Annotated in this window: 14 protein-coding genes, 1 pseudogene and 1 riboswitch; of the genes and pseudogenes, 7 read left to right on the top strand and 8 right to left on the bottom strand. The window is 71.8% G+C overall.

The genetic code is table 11. From position 1 onward, the window contains the following. Positions 1–35 precede the first annotated feature (35 nt). Entirely contained in the window at positions 36–248 is a 213-nt protein-coding gene (locus ACGF3H_RS26165) for an EF-hand domain-containing protein (protein WP_077799447.1), read from the top strand. A gap of 90 nt (positions 249–338) precedes the next feature. Here the strand turns inward: ACGF3H_RS26165 and ACGF3H_RS26160 are convergent, their stop codons facing one another. After that, on the bottom strand, positions 339–2096 hold the full coding sequence (locus ACGF3H_RS26160) for a 2-isopropylmalate synthase (protein ID WP_362488942.1): 1758 nt from the start codon (positions 2094–2096) through the stop codon (positions 339–341). A 207-nt stretch (positions 2097–2303) separates the two neighbouring features. Between ACGF3H_RS26160 and ACGF3H_RS26155 the strand changes: the two genes are divergently transcribed. After that, positions 2304–3014: an FCD domain-containing protein gene (locus ACGF3H_RS26155; RefSeq protein ID WP_362488944.1), complete on the top strand. Its 711-nt coding sequence runs from the start codon at positions 2304–2306 to the stop codon at positions 3012–3014. Between the two features lie 72 nt (positions 3015–3086). Next, a pseudogene (locus ACGF3H_RS26150) lies at positions 3087–3773 on the top strand (NADPH-dependent F420 reductase); the annotation flags it as partial. A gap of 3 nt (positions 3774–3776) precedes the next feature. Here the strand turns inward: ACGF3H_RS26150 and ACGF3H_RS26145 are convergent. The 7 genes from ACGF3H_RS26145 to gcvT all read right to left on the bottom strand — a co-directional run bounded on the left by ACGF3H_RS26145 (position 3777) and on the right by gcvT (position 10876). Further along, positions 3777–4334, bottom strand: a complete 558-nt coding sequence (locus ACGF3H_RS26145) for a glycoside hydrolase family 25 protein (RefSeq protein WP_362488946.1) — start codon at positions 4332–4334, stop codon at positions 3777–3779. A 130-nt stretch (positions 4335–4464) separates the two neighbouring features. Continuing rightward, complete coding sequence (locus ACGF3H_RS26140) at positions 4465–5877, bottom strand: MFS transporter (protein ID WP_362488948.1); 1413 nt, start codon at positions 5875–5877, stop codon at positions 4465–4467. 116 nt (positions 5878–5993) lie between these two features. Further along, positions 5994–6389, bottom strand: a complete 396-nt coding sequence (locus tag ACGF3H_RS26135; RefSeq protein WP_362488949.1) for a hypothetical protein — start codon at positions 6387–6389, stop codon at positions 5994–5996. Positions 6390–6534: 145 nt separating this feature from the next. Beyond that, positions 6535–7902, bottom strand: a complete 1368-nt coding sequence (locus ACGF3H_RS26130; RefSeq protein ID WP_362488951.1) for an L-serine ammonia-lyase — start codon at positions 7900–7902, stop codon at positions 6535–6537. Between the two features lie 89 nt (positions 7903–7991). After that, positions 7992–9254 (bottom strand): serine hydroxymethyltransferase, encoded by a 1263-nt coding sequence (glyA, locus tag ACGF3H_RS26125; RefSeq protein ID WP_362488953.1) that lies wholly within the window; start codon positions 9252–9254, stop codon positions 7992–7994. Between the two features lie 12 nt (positions 9255–9266). Then, positions 9267–9644, bottom strand: a complete 378-nt coding sequence (gene gcvH, locus ACGF3H_RS26120; protein ID WP_362488955.1) for a glycine cleavage system protein GcvH — start codon at positions 9642–9644, stop codon at positions 9267–9269. A 113-nt stretch (positions 9645–9757) separates the two neighbouring features. After that, a complete protein-coding gene (gcvT, locus tag ACGF3H_RS26115) occupies positions 9758–10876 on the bottom strand; it encodes a glycine cleavage system aminomethyltransferase GcvT (protein WP_362488957.1) in 1119 nt (372 codons plus the stop codon). 160 nt (positions 10877–11036) lie between these two features. Further along, positions 11037–11130: riboswitch (glycine riboswitch) on the bottom strand. Between the two features lie 179 nt (positions 11131–11309). Between gcvT and ACGF3H_RS26110 the strand changes: the two genes are divergently transcribed. The 4 genes from ACGF3H_RS26110 to ACGF3H_RS26095 all read left to right on the top strand — a co-directional run bounded on the left by ACGF3H_RS26110 (position 11310) and on the right by ACGF3H_RS26095 (position 15204). Continuing rightward, positions 11310–11975, top strand: a complete 666-nt coding sequence (locus tag ACGF3H_RS26110) for an AAA family ATPase (RefSeq protein ID WP_362488959.1) — start codon at positions 11310–11312, stop codon at positions 11973–11975. Positions 11976–12055: 80 nt separating this feature from the next. After that, complete coding sequence (locus ACGF3H_RS26105) at positions 12056–12859, top strand: enhanced serine sensitivity protein SseB (protein WP_362488961.1); 804 nt, start codon at positions 12056–12058, stop codon at positions 12857–12859. A gap of 192 nt (positions 12860–13051) precedes the next feature. Next, positions 13052–13849 (top strand): enhanced serine sensitivity protein SseB C-terminal domain-containing protein, encoded by a 798-nt coding sequence (locus ACGF3H_RS26100; protein ID WP_362488963.1) that lies wholly within the window; start codon positions 13052–13054, stop codon positions 13847–13849. A gap of 356 nt (positions 13850–14205) precedes the next feature. Next, positions 14206–15204, top strand: coding sequence for an ABC transporter permease (locus ACGF3H_RS26095; RefSeq protein WP_362488965.1), 999 nt, complete (start codon positions 14206–14208; stop codon positions 15202–15204). Positions 15205–15210 lie beyond the last annotated feature (6 nt).

Genomic DNA, 15210 nt, shown 5'->3' with positions numbered 1-15210 from the left:
ACAGCACGACCGGAGCACGGATGAGGGGCTGATCGGTGGCGGACATCGAGGAAGCGCGCAAGCAGTTCGAGCGGATCGATACGGACGGTGACGGGTTCATCACCGCTGCCGAGTTCAAGACCGCGCTGGCCCAGGGCGGTGACTGGAACGTCACCGAGTCGGTGGCCGAGGCGATCATCGCCGGCCGTGACCTCAACGGCGACAAGATGCTGTCGTTCGACGAGTTCTGGGCGCACCTCAACAAGTAGGCGATGCCCGAGGGGGCGCCCGTCCGGCCGACCGGCGGGCGCCCCCTCGTCATGCCGCACGCCGTGCGGCGCCCGGCACCCGCGGCCCCGTCAGCGTGCCGTCGCCCGGTTCACCGCGGACAGCACCGCCCGCACCGACGCCTCCGGGCCCGAGCCACCCTCACCCGCGCCCCACACGGTCCTGCCCCCGGCCCGGCACTCGGCGTACGCGGTCACCCGGCCGCCCTCCGTGCCGCCCTGCCCGTCCACGACCACGTCCAGCACGTCGACCGGGTGTCCGGCACCGGCCAGGGCGTCGCCCCACGCGGTGAGGGTGTCCTCCCCGGTGCCCTCGTGGTCCGAGGCACGCCCGCCGGTCTCCAGGGTGCACACGAAACGGCGGCCGCCGGCCGGCTCCGGGTGCGACGACCACGCGGACAGCACGATCCCGCCGTCGTCCAGGTACGTCGCCCGGAACAGCTCCGCCAGCTCCTTCCCGGTGGCCTCCCGCCCGCTGTCGTCCGTCGCCTCCTGCACGACGCGGGCGAATTCCGGCCGCATCCGCGCGGGCAGGTCGTACCCCGCGTGCGTGCGCAGCAGGTACGCCACCCCGCCCTTGCCCGACTGGGAGTTGACGCGGATCACGGCCTCGTAGGAACGCCCCACGTCCGCCGGGTCGATCGGCAGGTACGGCACCGCCCAGGGCGCCTCGGCCCCGGGCACCCCCGCCTCGGCCGCCGCCCGGGCGTGGTGGGCCAGCCCCTTGCCGATGGCGTCCTGGTGGGTGCCGGAGAACGCCGTGTGGACGAGGTCGCCGGCGTACGGGTGGCGCACGTGCACGGGCAGCCGGTTGCAGTGCTCGACGGTCTCCCGGACGGCGTCGATGTCGCCCAGGTCGACCATGGGATCCACCCCCTGGGCGAACAGATTGAGGGCCAGGGTGACCAGGTCGACGTTGCCGGTGCGCTCACCGTTGCCGAACAGGCAGCCCTCGACCCGCTGGGCGCCCGCCAGCACGGCCAGTTCCGCGCAGGCCACGCCGGTGCCGCGGTCGTTGTGCGGGTGGACGGAGAGGATCACCGAGTCCCGGCGGGCCAGGTGGCGGTGCATGTACTCGATCTGGTCCGCGTACACGTTCGGGGTGGCGATCTCGACCGTCGCGGGGAGGTTGTGCGTGACCGGCCGGTCGGGGCTCGCGTCCCACAGCTCGGTCAGCCCGTCGCACAGCTCCAGGACGAAGTCGGGCTCGGTGAGGTTGAAGGTCTCGGGCGAGAACTGGAAGCGGACGTGCGCGGCGGGGTCGGCGCGGCGCGCCATGAGCTCGGCGGCCTCCCGCACGGTCCGCCACAGCTCCTCGCGGCCCCTTCCCAGCACCACGTCCCGCCACACCGGCGAGGTCGCCACGTACAGGTGAACGACCGCCCGGGGCATGCCCCGGATCGCCTCGAAGGTGCGCTCGATCAGATCGGTGCGGGCCGGGGTGAACACGACGGGGGTCACGTCGTCCGGAACGGCGCCGCTGCTCACCAGGTGCCGTACGAAGTCGAAGTCGGTGCGGCTCGCGGACGGGTAGCCGACCTCGATCTCCTTGAAGCCGGTGGCGACCAGCAGATCGAAGAAGCGGCGCTTGCGGGGCGTGTCCATCGGCTCGGCGAGGGCCTGGTTCCCGTCGCGCAGGTCGACGGGGACCCAGAGCGGAGCCCGCCGCAGCCGGGCGGCGGGCCAGCGCCGGTCGGTGACGGGTACGGCGACACGCTCGTCGAAGGGGCGGTAGCGGTGGTACGGCATCGGGCTGGGCCGCTGCGGGTTCCACGCCGGCCGCTCTTGCGGGGCGGTGCTCGGGGTGGTGGTGCTCGAGGTGGTGGTCATCGTCTGCTGGTGGCCTTCGGCTCGGTCGGACGGTGACCGGCAGCACGGCACTCCGCGGCGGGGTGCCGGTCGCGTCAGGCCCCGCCGCGGCAGCCGAGGAGAAGGAGACCGCAGAGCGTCATGCCGGGTACGCTATCCACACCTCAGCTCCTCAGACAAGTTGGTTCTCCCGGCCCGTCGTTTTTCCCGCACGATTGGTGAACTCCCATGCCGCTAGGCGCCGTCCGTCCCAGTCCCCTGGTCGAGCAGGCCACCGAACGACTGCGCGAACAGATCACCGGCGGGCACTGGCCGGTCGGCACCCGGCTGCCCGGCGAGACCACCCTGGCCAGGGATCTCGGTGTGGGCCGCTCCACCGTCCGCGAGGCACTGCGCGCCCTGGCCGGAGCGGGCCTCGTCCGCGCCCGGCAGGGCGCCGGCGTCTTCGTGATCGCCACCGAGCCCCTCGAGGACTGGCCCACCCGGCTGCGCCGGGCCGCGGTGACCGATGTCTACGAGGTCCGCATGGCGGTCGAGGTCCACGCAGCCCACCTGGCGGCGACCCGGCGCACGGACGACGACATCGCGGCGCTGCGGGCCGCGCTGGCGGAACGCAGGGCCGCCTCGGCGCGGGACGACGCCGCCTTCGTGGACGCCGACATCGCCCTGCACCGGGCCGTGGTCGCCGCCGCCCGCAACCCCCTGCTCACCGGCCTGTTCGCCGACTTCGCCCCCACGCTGCGCGACACCCTGGTCGACCTGCTCGACCTGGTCCCCCTGCGCGAGCGCGACCCCAACACGGGCGACGACACCCACGCGGCCCTCGTCGACGCCGTCGCGACGGGCGACGCGCCCCGGGCGGCGGCCGTGCTGCGCCGGGAACTGGAGGAGACGCTCGCGCTGCTCCGGACCGGTGAAGGAGGGGCGGCGCCGGAATAGCCCGCCGTGCCCGGAGGTTGCCGCTGATCACCGGCGCGGCGGACGCGCGCCGGACCCGCTGGACACGACCTCCGGAAGGCCAGGCGAGTCAGGACCATGAAGATCGGCATCATCGGCGCGGGCAACATCGGCGGCAATCTCACCCGGCGGCTGACCGCCCTCGGGCACGACGTCTCCGTCGCCAACTCCCGCGGCCCGCACACGCTCACCGCGCTGGCCGAGGAGACCGGGGCGACGCCCGTGCCCGTCGAGGAGGCGGCGCGCGGCGCGGAGATCGTGGTCGTCACGATCCCCCTCAAGGCGGTCCCCGACCTGCCGTCCGGCGTCCTGGACGGGGCCGCCGACGGCGTCGCGGTCATCGACACCGGCAACTACTACCCGCAGCAGCGCGACGGCCGGATCGCCGGCATCGAGGACGAGGGCCTCACCGAGAGCCGCTGGACCGAGCGCCACCTCGGCCACCCGGTGATCAAAGCCTTCAACGGAACCTACGCCCAGGACATCCTGGACCGCCCGCGCCCGGCCGGCGACCCCGGGCGCACGGCCCTCCCGGTGGCCGGCGACGACGAGGCGGCCAAGGCCAAGGTCCGCGCCCTGATCGACGAGCTCGGCTTCGACACCGTGGACGCCGGCGGCATCGACGACTCCTGGCGCCAGCAGCCCGACACCCCGGTGTACGGCCTGCGCGCGGGCGTGGCCGAGGTCACCGAGGCGCTGGCGAAGGCCTCCCCGGAACGCCCCGCCGGTTTCCGGGGCTGACGCTCAGGCGCTCTGCGCCCACTGCTTCAGCGTGTCCTTGCTCGCGAAGTCGGCGACGTTCGTGTCGACCGGGTCGTCGGTGTACTGGTGGAAGCGCCACTTCGCCTGGATGCGGGGCTTGCCCGCCGTCACGTAGTCGGCGATCCAGAGGCCGTCGCCGGCGTACGAGGTGGTGTCGACGTTCAACCAGAAATGCCGGTTGCAGTAGAGGACGACCCGGTTGTCCGGTCGCAGCTCCTTCAGCGTCCGGATGAAGCGGTCCTTCTCGGCGTTGCTCGCATGGGTGCCTTCGCCGGTCGTCTCCCAGTCGACGGCGAGGATGTCGCCCTTCCGCTCCGGGGCCTTGGACAGGAAGTACTCGGCCTGGGCGGTGAGGTTGCCGGGCCACAGGAAGTGGTAGAAGCCGACGACGAGCCCGGCGTCGCGGGCCCGTTCCGTCTGGGCGGCGAGTTTGGGGCTGACGTACGAACGGCCCTCCGTCGCCTTGATGAAGACGAAGGACAGGCCGTTCGTGCTGTAGCTGGAGGACTGGTACGCGCTCACGTCGATGCCGCGCAGCATGAGGACTCCCTCGGATGCCGGTGGGGCTGAAGTGCCCTGGGGGCGGGAGTTGTTGTTATGCCCCGGATCGGCGCCCGTACGCCGGGCGCGCGGGCGCTCGGCGTGCGGCGGTGGTGCGCGCCGGTCTGGTTCAGGAGGCGGACGAGGCGGCCGGGGCCCGGGTGCCGTCGTTCGCCGAGAGCGGCTCGCCCTCGTCCAGGGAGACGTCCTTGGTCTCCTTGACCAGGAGCAGCGCGGTCAGCGTCAGCACGGCCATCGCGGACAGGTAGACGCCGACCAGCCACGGCGAGCCGTCACCGGCCTCCCACAGCGCCACCGCGATGAACGGCGCGACGGCCGCCCCGAGGATGGAACTGACGTTGTACGAGATGCCGGAACCGGTGTAGCGCACGCTCGTCGGGAACAGCTCGGGCAGCAGCGCGCCCATCGGGCCGAAGGTCATGCCCATCAGCGTGAAACCGAGCACGAGCCACAGCACCACGCCGAGCGTGCCGAGGCCGATCAGGGGCACCCAGACCAGGCCGAAGACCAGGATCGCGGCGGTGATCCAGATCAGGGTGGTGCGCCGTCCGTACTTGTCGGCGAGCGGGCCGGAGACCAGGGTGAAGGCGGCGAAGAACAGCACACCGAAGATCATCATCAGGACGAAGGTGGTGTAGCTGTACCCCAGACCGGGGACGTCGGCGTCCTCGGCGGTGCGTCCGTAGCTCAGCGAGAACGTGGTCATCAGGTAGAAGAGCACGTAGGTGGCCAGCATGATGAAGGTGCCCAGGATGAGCTGCTTCCAGTGGCCCTGCACCACGGTGGCCAGGGGCAGCTTGCGGACCTTCCCCGTCTCCCGGGTCTTGGTGAACACCGCGGACTCCACCAGCCGCGACCGCACCCACAGCCCGATCGCGACCATCACGGCGGAGAACAGGAACGGGATGCGCCAGCCCCAGTCGGTGAAGGCGTCGGAGGGCTGGGTGGGGTCGGCGCCGGCCGCGGACGGCAGCAGCGCCCCGATGATCAGGAACAGGCCGTTGCCGATGATGAAGCCGAGCGGGGCGCCCAGCTGCGGGAAGGTGCCGTACAGCGCCCGCTTGCCCTTGGGGGCGTTCTCGGTGGCGACCAGGGCGGCGCCGCTCCACTCGCCGCCGAGGGCGAAGCCCTGCGCGAGCCGCATCAGCACGAGCAGCGCCGTGGCGACCCAGCCGGCCTGTGAGTAGGTGGGCAGCGCGCCGATGAGGAACGTGGCGATGCCCATGGTGAGGAGCGAGACCACCAGCGTCTTCTTCCGGCCGAGCCGGTCACCGAGGTGCCCGAAGAAGACGGCCCCGATCGGTCGGGCGACCATCGCGGCACCGAAGACCGCGAAGGACGACAGCAGTGCCGTGGTCGGGTCGCTGTTCGGGAAGAAGAGCGCCGGGAAGACCAGGACGGCGGCGGTCGCGTAGATGTAGAAGTCGTAGAACTCGATCGTCGTGCCGATGAGGCTGGCGATGAGGACACGGGACCGCGGATTGACGGGTGCCTCGGCTGAACCGGTGGCGGATGCGGGCATGGCTCGGTCTTTCACGCGTGGAACATGTGTGTGCCCTGCAACGATCCCAGGCGTCTTACCTGACGGAAAGTCGATGCCACGATGTGAGACGAGTGCCCTCGGGGCAGAGGTGGGTACTACAGGCCGGCGTGCCGCAGCAGAAGCGCCAGGTCGGTGTCCTTCACCCGGGTGACCCCTTGCGGGTGCCGGTTGGCCAGCAGGTGCAGCGGCACGGGGTCGCGGTTCAGGCGGCGGGTCGCCGCCGGGATGAGCGTCGCCCGGACGCGCCACGGCTGACGCGGGTTCCCGGCCGCTTCGAACGGCTCGTCCTCGATCTCGGCCACCGCGGCGACCTCCCGCACCGGACTGGCGAAGTAGATCCACAGGCGGTCGCCTGCGGCCATGCGCCGCCACCTCGACAGGCACCACTCCCGGCGGGGTTCGGTCTCGGCGAGCTCCAGCATGTACCTCTTGGCGGACGATCCGCCGTCCGGCGCGGTGTCCGCGGGCTTGATGATGAACAGCCAGTCCACGGGTGGACCTCCGTTCCGCTCGTGCCGGGCATCCCCGCGCCGTGCCCGGCGCGGCCCCTGTGGGCTGCCCCGTCCGGGAGCCGCCACACCGGGCCCCGCGCATCTCTCGCCGCCGGGCCCGGCACACGTTATGAGCCCAGAGGTCTCAGCACTCGATGATGTTGACCGCCAACCCGCCGCGGGCCGTCTCCTTGTACTTGACGGACATGTCGGCGCCCGTCTCCTTCATGGTCTTGATGACCTTGTCGAGGGAGACCTTGTGCGAGCCGTCGCCGCGCATCGCCATCCGGGCCGCGGTGACCGCCTTCACCGCGGCCATGCCGTTGCGCTCGATGCAGGGGATCTGGACGAGGCCGCCGACGGGGTCGCAGGTGAGGCCGAGGTTGTGCTCCATGCCGATCTCGGCGGCGTTCTCCACCTGCTCCGGGGAGCCGCCCAGGACCTCGGCCAGCGCGCCCGCCGCCATCGAGCAGGCGGAGCCGACCTCGCCCTGGCAGCCGACCTCGGCGCCGGAGATGGAGGCGTTCTCCTTGAAGAGCATGCCGATCGCGCCGGCCGCCAGGAGGAAGCGGACCACGCCCTCCTCGTCGGCGCCGGGGACGAAGTTCATGTAGTAGTGCAGGACCGCCGGGATGATCCCGGCCGCGCCGTTAGTCGGCGCGGTGACGACCCGGCCGCCGGCCGCGTTCTCCTCGTTCACGGCCATCGCGTAGAGCGTGATCCACTCCATGGCCAGGGCCTGTGGGTCGCCCTCGGAGCGCAGCTTGCGCGCGGTGTTCGCGGCGCGGCGGCGGACCTTCAGGCCGCCCGGCAGGATGCCCTCGCGGGACATGCCGCGGGCCACGCACGCCTGCATCACGCGCCATATCTCCAGCAGGCCCTCGCGGATCTCGTCCTCGTCGCGCCAGGCCCGCTCGTTCTCCAGCATCAGCGCGGAGATCGACAGGCCGGTCTCCTCGGTCAGGCGCAGCAGCTCGTCGCCGGTGCGGAAGGGGTACTTCAGCACGGTGTCGTCGAGCTTGATGCGGTCCGCGCCCACCGCGTCCTCGTCCACGACGAAGCCGCCGCCGACGGAGTAGTACGTCTTCGAGAGGACCTCCGTGCCCGCCGCGTCGTACGCCCACAGCGTCATGCCGTTGGCGTGGTAGGGGAGGGCCTTGCGGCGGTGCAGGACCAGGTCGTCGTCGTAGGAGAAGGCGATCTCGTGCTCGCCGAGCAGGTTCATGCGGCCCGAGGTCCTGATGGTCTCGACGCGGTCGTCCGCGCTCTCCACGTCCACCGTGCGCGGCGACTCGCCCTCCAGGCCGAGCAGCACCGCCTTGGGCGTGCCGTGGCCGTGACCGGTGGCGCCGAGCGAGCCGTACAGCTCGGCCCGGACCGAGGCCACGGAGCCCAGCAGTTCCTCGTTGCGCAGGCGCCGGGCGAACATGCGGGCCGCGCGCATCGGGCCGACCGTGTGCGAGCTCGACGGGCCGATGCCGATCGAGAACAGGTCGAAGACCGAGATGGCCACGGGAACTCCTCAGAACGGGGGTGGTGCGGAGGGGGTGGGGCGCCGTGCTCGCTCGTGGCCCGCGCGGCGCCCCCGGGTGCTGCTGTGGATTACTTGCCGAGACCCGGGTACAGCGGGTGCTTGTCCGCCAGGGCCTTCACCCGGGCCTTCAGCGCCTCGGCGTCGTAGGACGGCTTGAGCGCCTCGGCGATCACGTCCGCCACCTCGGCGAAGTCCTCGGCCGTGAAGCCGCGGGTCGCCAGGGCCGGCGTACCGATGCGCAGACCGGAGGTCACCATCGGCGGACGCGGGTCGTTCGGGACGGCGTTGCGGTTGACCGTGATGCCGACCTCGTGGAGACGGTCCTCGGCCTGCTGGCCGTCCAGCTCCGAGTCGCGCAGGTCGACCAGGACCAGGTGGACGTCCGTGCCGCCGGTCAGGACGGACACGCCCGCCGCCTTCGCGTCGTCCTTCACCAGGCGCTCGGCCAGGATCCGGGCGCCTTCCAGCGTACGACGCTGGCGCTCCTTGAAGTCCTCGCTCGCCGCGACCTTGAAGGCGACGGCCTTGGCGGCCACCACGTGCTCCAGCGGGCCACCCTGCTGACCGGGGAAGACGGCGGAGTTGATCTTCTTGGCCAGCTCGGCCGTGGAGAGGATCACACCGCCGCGCGGGCCGCCCAGCGTCTTGTGGGTGGTGGTGGTCACCACGTGGGCGTGCGGGACCGGGTTCGGGTGCAGGCCCGCCGCGACCAGACCGGCGAAGTGCGCCATGTCGACCATCAGGTACGCGCCGACCTCGTCCGCGATCCGGCGGAACTCGGCGAAGTCGAGCTGCCGGGGGTAGGCCGACCAGCCCGCCACGATCAGCTTCGGCTTGTTCTCCTTGGCGAGGCGCTCGACCTCGGCCATGTCGACCTGGCCGTCGTCGCCGACGTGGTAGGCGACGACGTTGTAGAGCTTGCCGGAGAAGTTGATCTTCATGCCGTGGGTCAGGTGCCCGCCGTGGGCGAGGTTCAGACCCATGATCGTGTCGCCTGGCTTGAGCAGCGCGAACATCGCCGCCGCGTTGGCCTGGGCGCCCGAGTGCGGCTGCACGTTGGCGTGCTCGGCACCGAAGAGCGCCTTGACCCGGTCGATGGCGATCTGCTCGACCACGTCGACGTGCTCGCAGCCGCCGTAGTAGCGGCGGCCGGGGTAGCCCTCGGCGTACTTGTTGGTGAGGACCGAGCCCTGGGCCTCCATGACCGCGACCGGGGCGAAGTTCTCCGAGGCGATCATCTCGAGGGTGGACTGCTGGCGGTCCAGCTCGGCGTCGACGGCGGCGGCGACGTCGGGGTCGAGCTCGTGCAGGGGGGTGTTCAGAAGCGACATGCGTCCGTCTCCTCAGGCGCCGGCGAAGTCGGTGTACTCGTCGGCGGAGAGCAGGTCGCCCGGCTCCTCGCTGACGCGCACCTTGAACAGCCAGCCGCCCTCGAAGGGCGCGCTGTTCACGAGCGACGGGTCGCTGACGACGTCCTCGTTGACCTCGGTGACCTCGCCGGAGACGGGGGAGTAGAGGTCGGAGACCGACTTGGTGGACTCCAGTTCGCCGCAGGTCTCGCCCGCGGACACGGTGGCGCCGACCTCGGGGAGCTGGACGAAGACGACGTCGCCGAGCGCGTTGGCCGCGTGCTCCGTGATGCCGACCGTCGAGACGCCGTCCTCGGCGCCCGACAGCCACTCGTGCTCCTTGCTGTAGCGCAGCTGCTGGGGGTTGCTCATGGCCTGAATTCTCCTGTACGCGGGGGAGTGGTGTTGAAGGGGGGACTGCGGAACTGCTGCTGAGAAGCGCCGGACGCACGAGGGGGCACCGAAGGGCCCCGCGCGCCCAGTGTCTACTTCTGGCGCTTGTAGAAAGGCAGCGCCACGACCTCGTACGGCTCGTGGGTGCCCCGGATGTCCACGCCGACCCCGGCGGTGCCCGGCGCCGCGTGCGCGGCGTCGACGTAGGCCATGGCGATCGGCTTGCCCAGCGTCGGGGACGGGGCGCCGGAGGTGACCTCGCCGATCACCTCGCCGTCGGCCACGACCTGGTACCCGGCACGCGGGACCCGGCGGCCCTCGGCGACCAGGCCGACCAGGACGCGGGGCGGGTTCGCCTCGGCCCGGGAAGCGGCCTCCTGGAGGGCGGCCCGCCCCACGAAGTCGCCCTCCTTCTCGAACTTCACCACCCGGCCGAGCCCGGCGTCGAAGGGCGTCAGCGCCGTGGTCAGCTCGTGCCCGTACAGCGGCATGCCCGCCTCCAGGCGGAGCGTGTCCCGGCAGGACAGGCCGCACGGGACCAGCCCGGCGCCCTCGCCGGCCTTGGTCAGCGCCTGCCACAGCTCCACCGCGTGCTCCGGCTTCACGAACAGCTCGAAGCCGTCCTCGCCGGTGTACCCGGTGCGCGCGATGAGCGCGGGGACGCCGGCGACCGTGCCGGGCAGGCCGGCGTAGTACTTCAGGCCGTCCAGGTCGGCGTCGGTGAGCGAGGCGAGGATGCCGGGGGACTCGGGGCCCTGCACGGCCAGCAGCGCGTAGGCGTCGCGGTCGTCGCGGACCTCGGCGTCGAAGGCGGCGGCCCGCTCGGTGAGCGCGTCCAGCACCACCTGGGCGTTGGAGGCGTTGGCGACCACCATGTACTCGGTCTCGCCGAGGCGGTAGACGATCAGGTCGTCCAGGATGCCGCCGTCCTCGCGGCAGATCATGGTGTAGCGGGCGCGGCCCGGCTTCACGCTGCCGATGTTCCCGACCAGCGCGAAGTTCAGCAGGTCGGCCGCCTGCGGGCCGGTGACGGTGATCTCGCCCATGTGGGAGAGGTCGAAGAGCCCGGCCCGGGTACGCACCGCGACGTGCTCGTCACGCTCGGAGCCGTAGCGCAGGGGCATGTCCCAGCCGGCGAAGTCGGTCATGGTCGCGCCCAGCGCGCGATGCGTGGCATCCAGCGCGGTGCGGCGGATTTCGGTACTGCTCATCGGTCGGTCGTCTCCCAGGACAGGACGGCACGGGCGAGGTCGGTCCTCCCCATCTGTCATCGGAACCTGAGAGGTTCGCCATGACCACCGGAGCACGGCGGTCAGGACTTGCACCTTGGGTGGGGCAGCCGTCGGACGGCGGCCCGCTTTTCAGATGTGCCTCGCCCGCGCGGTAACGGGGCCTGAGAGATTCAAGGGAGGGACTTGCTCCTTCGGCGCCCCGGCGCGGCCGGGGACTCTCCCGCGCGGATTCAAACGGCCGGTATGCAGTTGGCGCCGCCATCATTGCACGCCGGGCCTGTTCGTGGCAGACCGTGATCTGTAACCGGCTTGTGGCAGTAAGCGCACGAAAACGCGAGACCGCCGCATTACCTTCTCTTTACACTCGACGGGGACGGGAACTCGTGAACCGCCCCAGGGGAGGACGATCACGGTGAACAGGACCACGGCGTACGCAACGACCTCGGGCATCGCGCTGCCCAAGCGGCCCGCACCGGCCGAGGAGGCGCGTGCCGCACTGCCCGCACCCGTCGTCCGCGATCTGCGCGACCGCGACGGCCGCAGCCCGCACGCCCTGCTCTTCGGGCCCCACGACCTCGTGGTGATCACCGGCCTGCCCGGCAGCGGCAAGTCCACCCTGATGCGGCGCGCCGTGCGCGGCCGGCGCGTCGACTCCCAGGACACCCGCGACCGCTGGGACCGCCGGATGCCGCGCGTCCTCCCCTACGCCCTCTACCGCCCCCTCGTCCGCCTCGCCCACTACGCCGGGCTGCGCCGTGCCCTGCGCTCCGGCGAGGGCGTCGTCGTGCACGACTGCGGCACCCAGCCCTGGGTGCGCGGCTGGCTGGCCCGCGAGGCCCGCCGCCGCGGCGGCACCCTGCACCTGCTGCTCCTCGACGTCGGCGCCGACGACGCCCTGGCCGGGCAGCGCGAGCGCGGCCGGGGCGTCTCCCGGTACGCGTTCCTGCGGCACCGCGCGGCGACCACCCGGCTGCTGGCCTCCGTGGCCGAGGGCACCCTGCCCGCCGGCTGCTCCTCGGCGGTCCTCCTCGACCGCGCGTCGGCGGACGCGCTGCACCGGATCGCCTTCACCGGCTGAGGTGACGGACCGTGGGCCGACGGGGCCGAACGGGTTAGCCTTTTCAGCCACAGCAGCGGTACCAGGCAGGCGGTAGGCAGATGGACTTCCCAGCGGACTTCCCGGCGGACCTCTCACCGGGGTTCCCGGCGCAGGCGCATCCCCACCCGCACGGTGGATGGCCCGGCAACGAGCTGGAGGAGGTGCTGTCCGCCTCCCTCGGGGTGCCGGGCGCCGCCGGCCGGATCGTCGAGGTCCTCGGCCGCAGCTTCGTCTGGGTCCCGCTGCCCAACGGCGGCGGCCCCGGCACCGGCCCGCTCGACCTGCCCACGGTCGAATGGGACGGCCAGGCCCATGTGCCGGTCTTCAGCTCGGAGGAGCAGCTCCGCAGCGTCGCCGGTCCCCACATGGGGTACACCGTCGCCCCCGCCGCCGAGTTCGCCCGCGGACTGCCCCCGCAGGTCGGCATCGCGGTGAACCCGGACGGCGTGGTCGGCATCCCGCTGCCGCCGGCCGCCGTGGCGGAGCTGTGCCGGGCCGGGCGCACCCCGCTGGACGGGCCCGCGTCCGGCGGCCGGGTCCGCCTCTTCGAACCCGACTGGCAGGACGACCCGGTGGACTTCCTGGCCGCCGCCTCGGCCGAGTTCGCCGCCACCGGCGTGGTCCGCACCGCCCGCCGCTGCCTGGCCGCCGTCGAGACCGCCGACCCGGTGATGTTCGTCGGCGTGGAGCTGTCCCACTGGGAGGGCGACGCCCGCGCCCTCCCCCTCGACGCCCTCGGCCGCGCCCTCGGCGCGGTCCCGGTCGCGTGGCCCGTCAACCTGGTTCTCCTGGAAGCGGCCCAGGACCCGGTCTGCGACTGGATGCGGGACAAGGTCCGCCCGTTCTACGACCAGGACCTGTGAACGCGGGCGGGGAGAGGCCCCGAAGGGGCGTGGGGCTGTGACCTCCGCGGCCCCGCCGCGCAGGCGCGACGAGCCACGACGGACCGGCACCCGCCGACGGACGACGAGCCCCGAGCTCTGAAGCCACGGCACCCGGCGGAGCCCTAAGCTGGTTCCGGAAACAGGGGACGATTCTCGAAGGGTCGGTAAAAGGTGAGCGCGAGCGGTACCGCCGCGACCGGGCAGGTCGAGCACATGCTGCGCCAGGTGACGCCCGGACGCTACGACGCCTACGAGGCCCTGCTGCGCGCCCTCGCCACCCCCGCGACCGGCCAGGTCTGGATGCTGCTGTGGCACGGCCAGGCCGGCTCCCCGGACGCCCAGTACGGGAACATGGAGGTCGACGGCTGCGGCTACGCGCCCTGTGTCACCTCCGCCCAGGAGCTCTCCGCCAGCGGCTGGAACCGGTCGTACGAAGTGGTCGACGGCCTGGAAGCGGCCCGCGCCCTCTACCCGGAGCACTACGGCCTCTGGCTCAATCCGCACGCCCCCGGCGGCGGCGTCGGCATCCCCTGGCTCGACCTGCGCCGCATCGCCTCCGGTCTCGACCGGCAGCCCGCCGGGCCCCTGCGCCTGTCCGAACCGGCCATCGAGATCCCGCAGTTCTACGCCCTGCTCGCGCAGAACGCCCACCGCACCCCGGCGGTCCGCGCGCTGCGCCGCGCCTGGGTGCAGCCGTCGCTCGGCGCGCCCTACCTCGCCATCGGTCTGGACGTGTACGACACGTCGCCGCCGGCCGTGGACGCGGTGCGCGCGATGATGCAGCAGTCCGTCGGAGCGGTGCCGGAGGGGCTGCCGGTGTCGACGGTGGCGATGACCGACGCGCACGACCCGGTCGCCATGTGGCTGCGTGCCCACGCCCGGCCCTTCTACGACCGGGAGGCCCACGCGGCCCCCGCCCAGGCGCCAGGTGCCGGGTACGGCTACCCACCGGCCCGCGGCGGCTTCTGACGGTGCGTCGGGTGGCCTCGTCCGCGTCGGCGACGCTCCGTGGCCTTCACGTCACCCACACACTTCTTCGCGCGTAGACGCCGGCGGAAGGTCACGAAGGTCGGCGATTTCGCCGTTGTGTCCCAACTGTCCTTCGTCCGAAGGCCGTTACCCACTGTTCGGATAACGGAATCCCCAGCAACGCATCACGGTTGCGCATACTTTCCCGGTCAGACCTGGCGGGTGATCGTGACGACGCTGAAGACTCCCGAGACAGACACCGGATCGTTCGATCCCGTGATCGAGAGCAAGTCGACAAAGCCGTAATCCACGGCGGGTGTAGGCCGGTCACCACCGGCGAGAGGGGTCGGGTCACTGTGACCGCACCGATCGAGACCACCGGGGCGCAAGCCGAGGCACAGCCCGAGGCTGTCCTCGCCGGTGCCGATAAGGGGCAGATCGAGGGCCGTTCCCTGGGGCAGATCGCCTGGTCCCGTTTCAAGAAGGACAAGGTCGCCGTGGCCGGCGGGGTCATCGTGATCCTGCTGATCCTCCTCGCGGTCCTCTCCCGTCCCATTCAGGCGATCTTCGACCTGGACCCCAACGCCCTGAACCAGGACCTGATCGATCCCAACACCTCGCTGCCCAAGGGTGACTTCGGCGGCATGAGCTGGGACCATCCGCTCGGTGTGGAGCCGAAGTTCGGCCGGGACATCGCCACCCGCATCCTCGAGGGCTCCTGGGTCTCGCTGGTCGTCGCCTTCGGCGCCACGATCCTGTCCAACACCATCGGTGCGATCCTCGGCGTGGTGGCCGGCTACTACGGCGGACGCGTCGACACGATCATCAGCCGGCTGATGGACACCTTCCTGGCCTTCCCCCTCCTGCTGTTCGCGATCGCCATCTCGGCGACCCTGCAGGGCGGCGCCTTCGGACTGGAGGGCCTGCCGCTGCACATCATGGTGCTGGTCTTCGTCATCGGTTTCTTCAACTGGCCCTACCTGGGCCGCATCGTCCGCGGCCAGACGCTGGCGCTGCGTGAACGGGAGTTCATCGACGCCTCCCGCGGGATGGGGGCCAAGGGCCCGTACATCCTCTTCCGGGAGCTGCTGCCGAACCTCGTGGGCCCGATCATCGTCTACTCGACGCTGCTCATCCCGACCAACATCATCTTCGAGGCGTCCCTGAGCTTCCTCGGCGTCGGCATCCAGCCTCCGCAGGCCTCGTGGGGCGGCATGATCAACCAGGCGGTCGCCTTCTACCAGGTCGACCCCCAGTTCATGATCGTTCCCGGTCTCGCCATCTTCGTGACCGTCCTGGCGTTCAACCTGCTCGGCGACGGTCTCCGTGACGCTCTCGACCCGCGCAGCCGCTGACCGGCG

Origin of the sequence: Streptomyces sp. NPDC048185 (assembly GCF_043202495.1) — a bacterium.
Lineage (GTDB): Bacteria > Actinomycetota > Actinomycetes > Streptomycetales > Streptomycetaceae > Streptomyces.
Note: the sequence above shows the minus strand (reverse complement) of the source record. Positions and strands in the feature narration are given on the sequence as shown.

Bases quoted from the DNA above. Each gene is read 5' to 3' on its own strand.
- ACGF3H_RS26160 (WP_362488942.1), bottom strand. From the start codon at position 2,096: ATGACCACCACCTCGAGCACCACCACCCCGAGCACCGCCCCGCAAGAG.
- ACGF3H_RS26155 (WP_362488944.1), top strand. From the start codon at position 2,304: ATGCCGCTAGGCGCCGTCCGTCCCAGTCCCCTGGTCGAGCAGGCCACC.
- ACGF3H_RS26145 (WP_362488946.1), bottom strand. From the start codon at position 4,334: ATGCTGCGCGGCATCGACGTGAGCGCGTACCAGTCCTCCAGCTACAGC.
- ACGF3H_RS26140 (WP_362488948.1), bottom strand. From the start codon at position 5,877: ATGCCCGCATCCGCCACCGGTTCAGCCGAGGCACCCGTCAATCCGCGG.
- glyA (WP_362488953.1), bottom strand. From the start codon at position 9,254: ATGTCGCTTCTGAACACCCCCCTGCACGAGCTCGACCCCGACGTCGCC.
- gcvH (WP_362488955.1), bottom strand. From the start codon at position 9,644: ATGAGCAACCCCCAGCAGCTGCGCTACAGCAAGGAGCACGAGTGGCTG.
- gcvT (WP_362488957.1), bottom strand. From the start codon at position 10,876: ATGAGCAGTACCGAAATCCGCCGCACCGCGCTGGATGCCACGCATCGC.
- ACGF3H_RS26105 (WP_362488961.1), top strand. From the start codon at position 12,056: ATGGACTTCCCAGCGGACTTCCCGGCGGACCTCTCACCGGGGTTCCCG.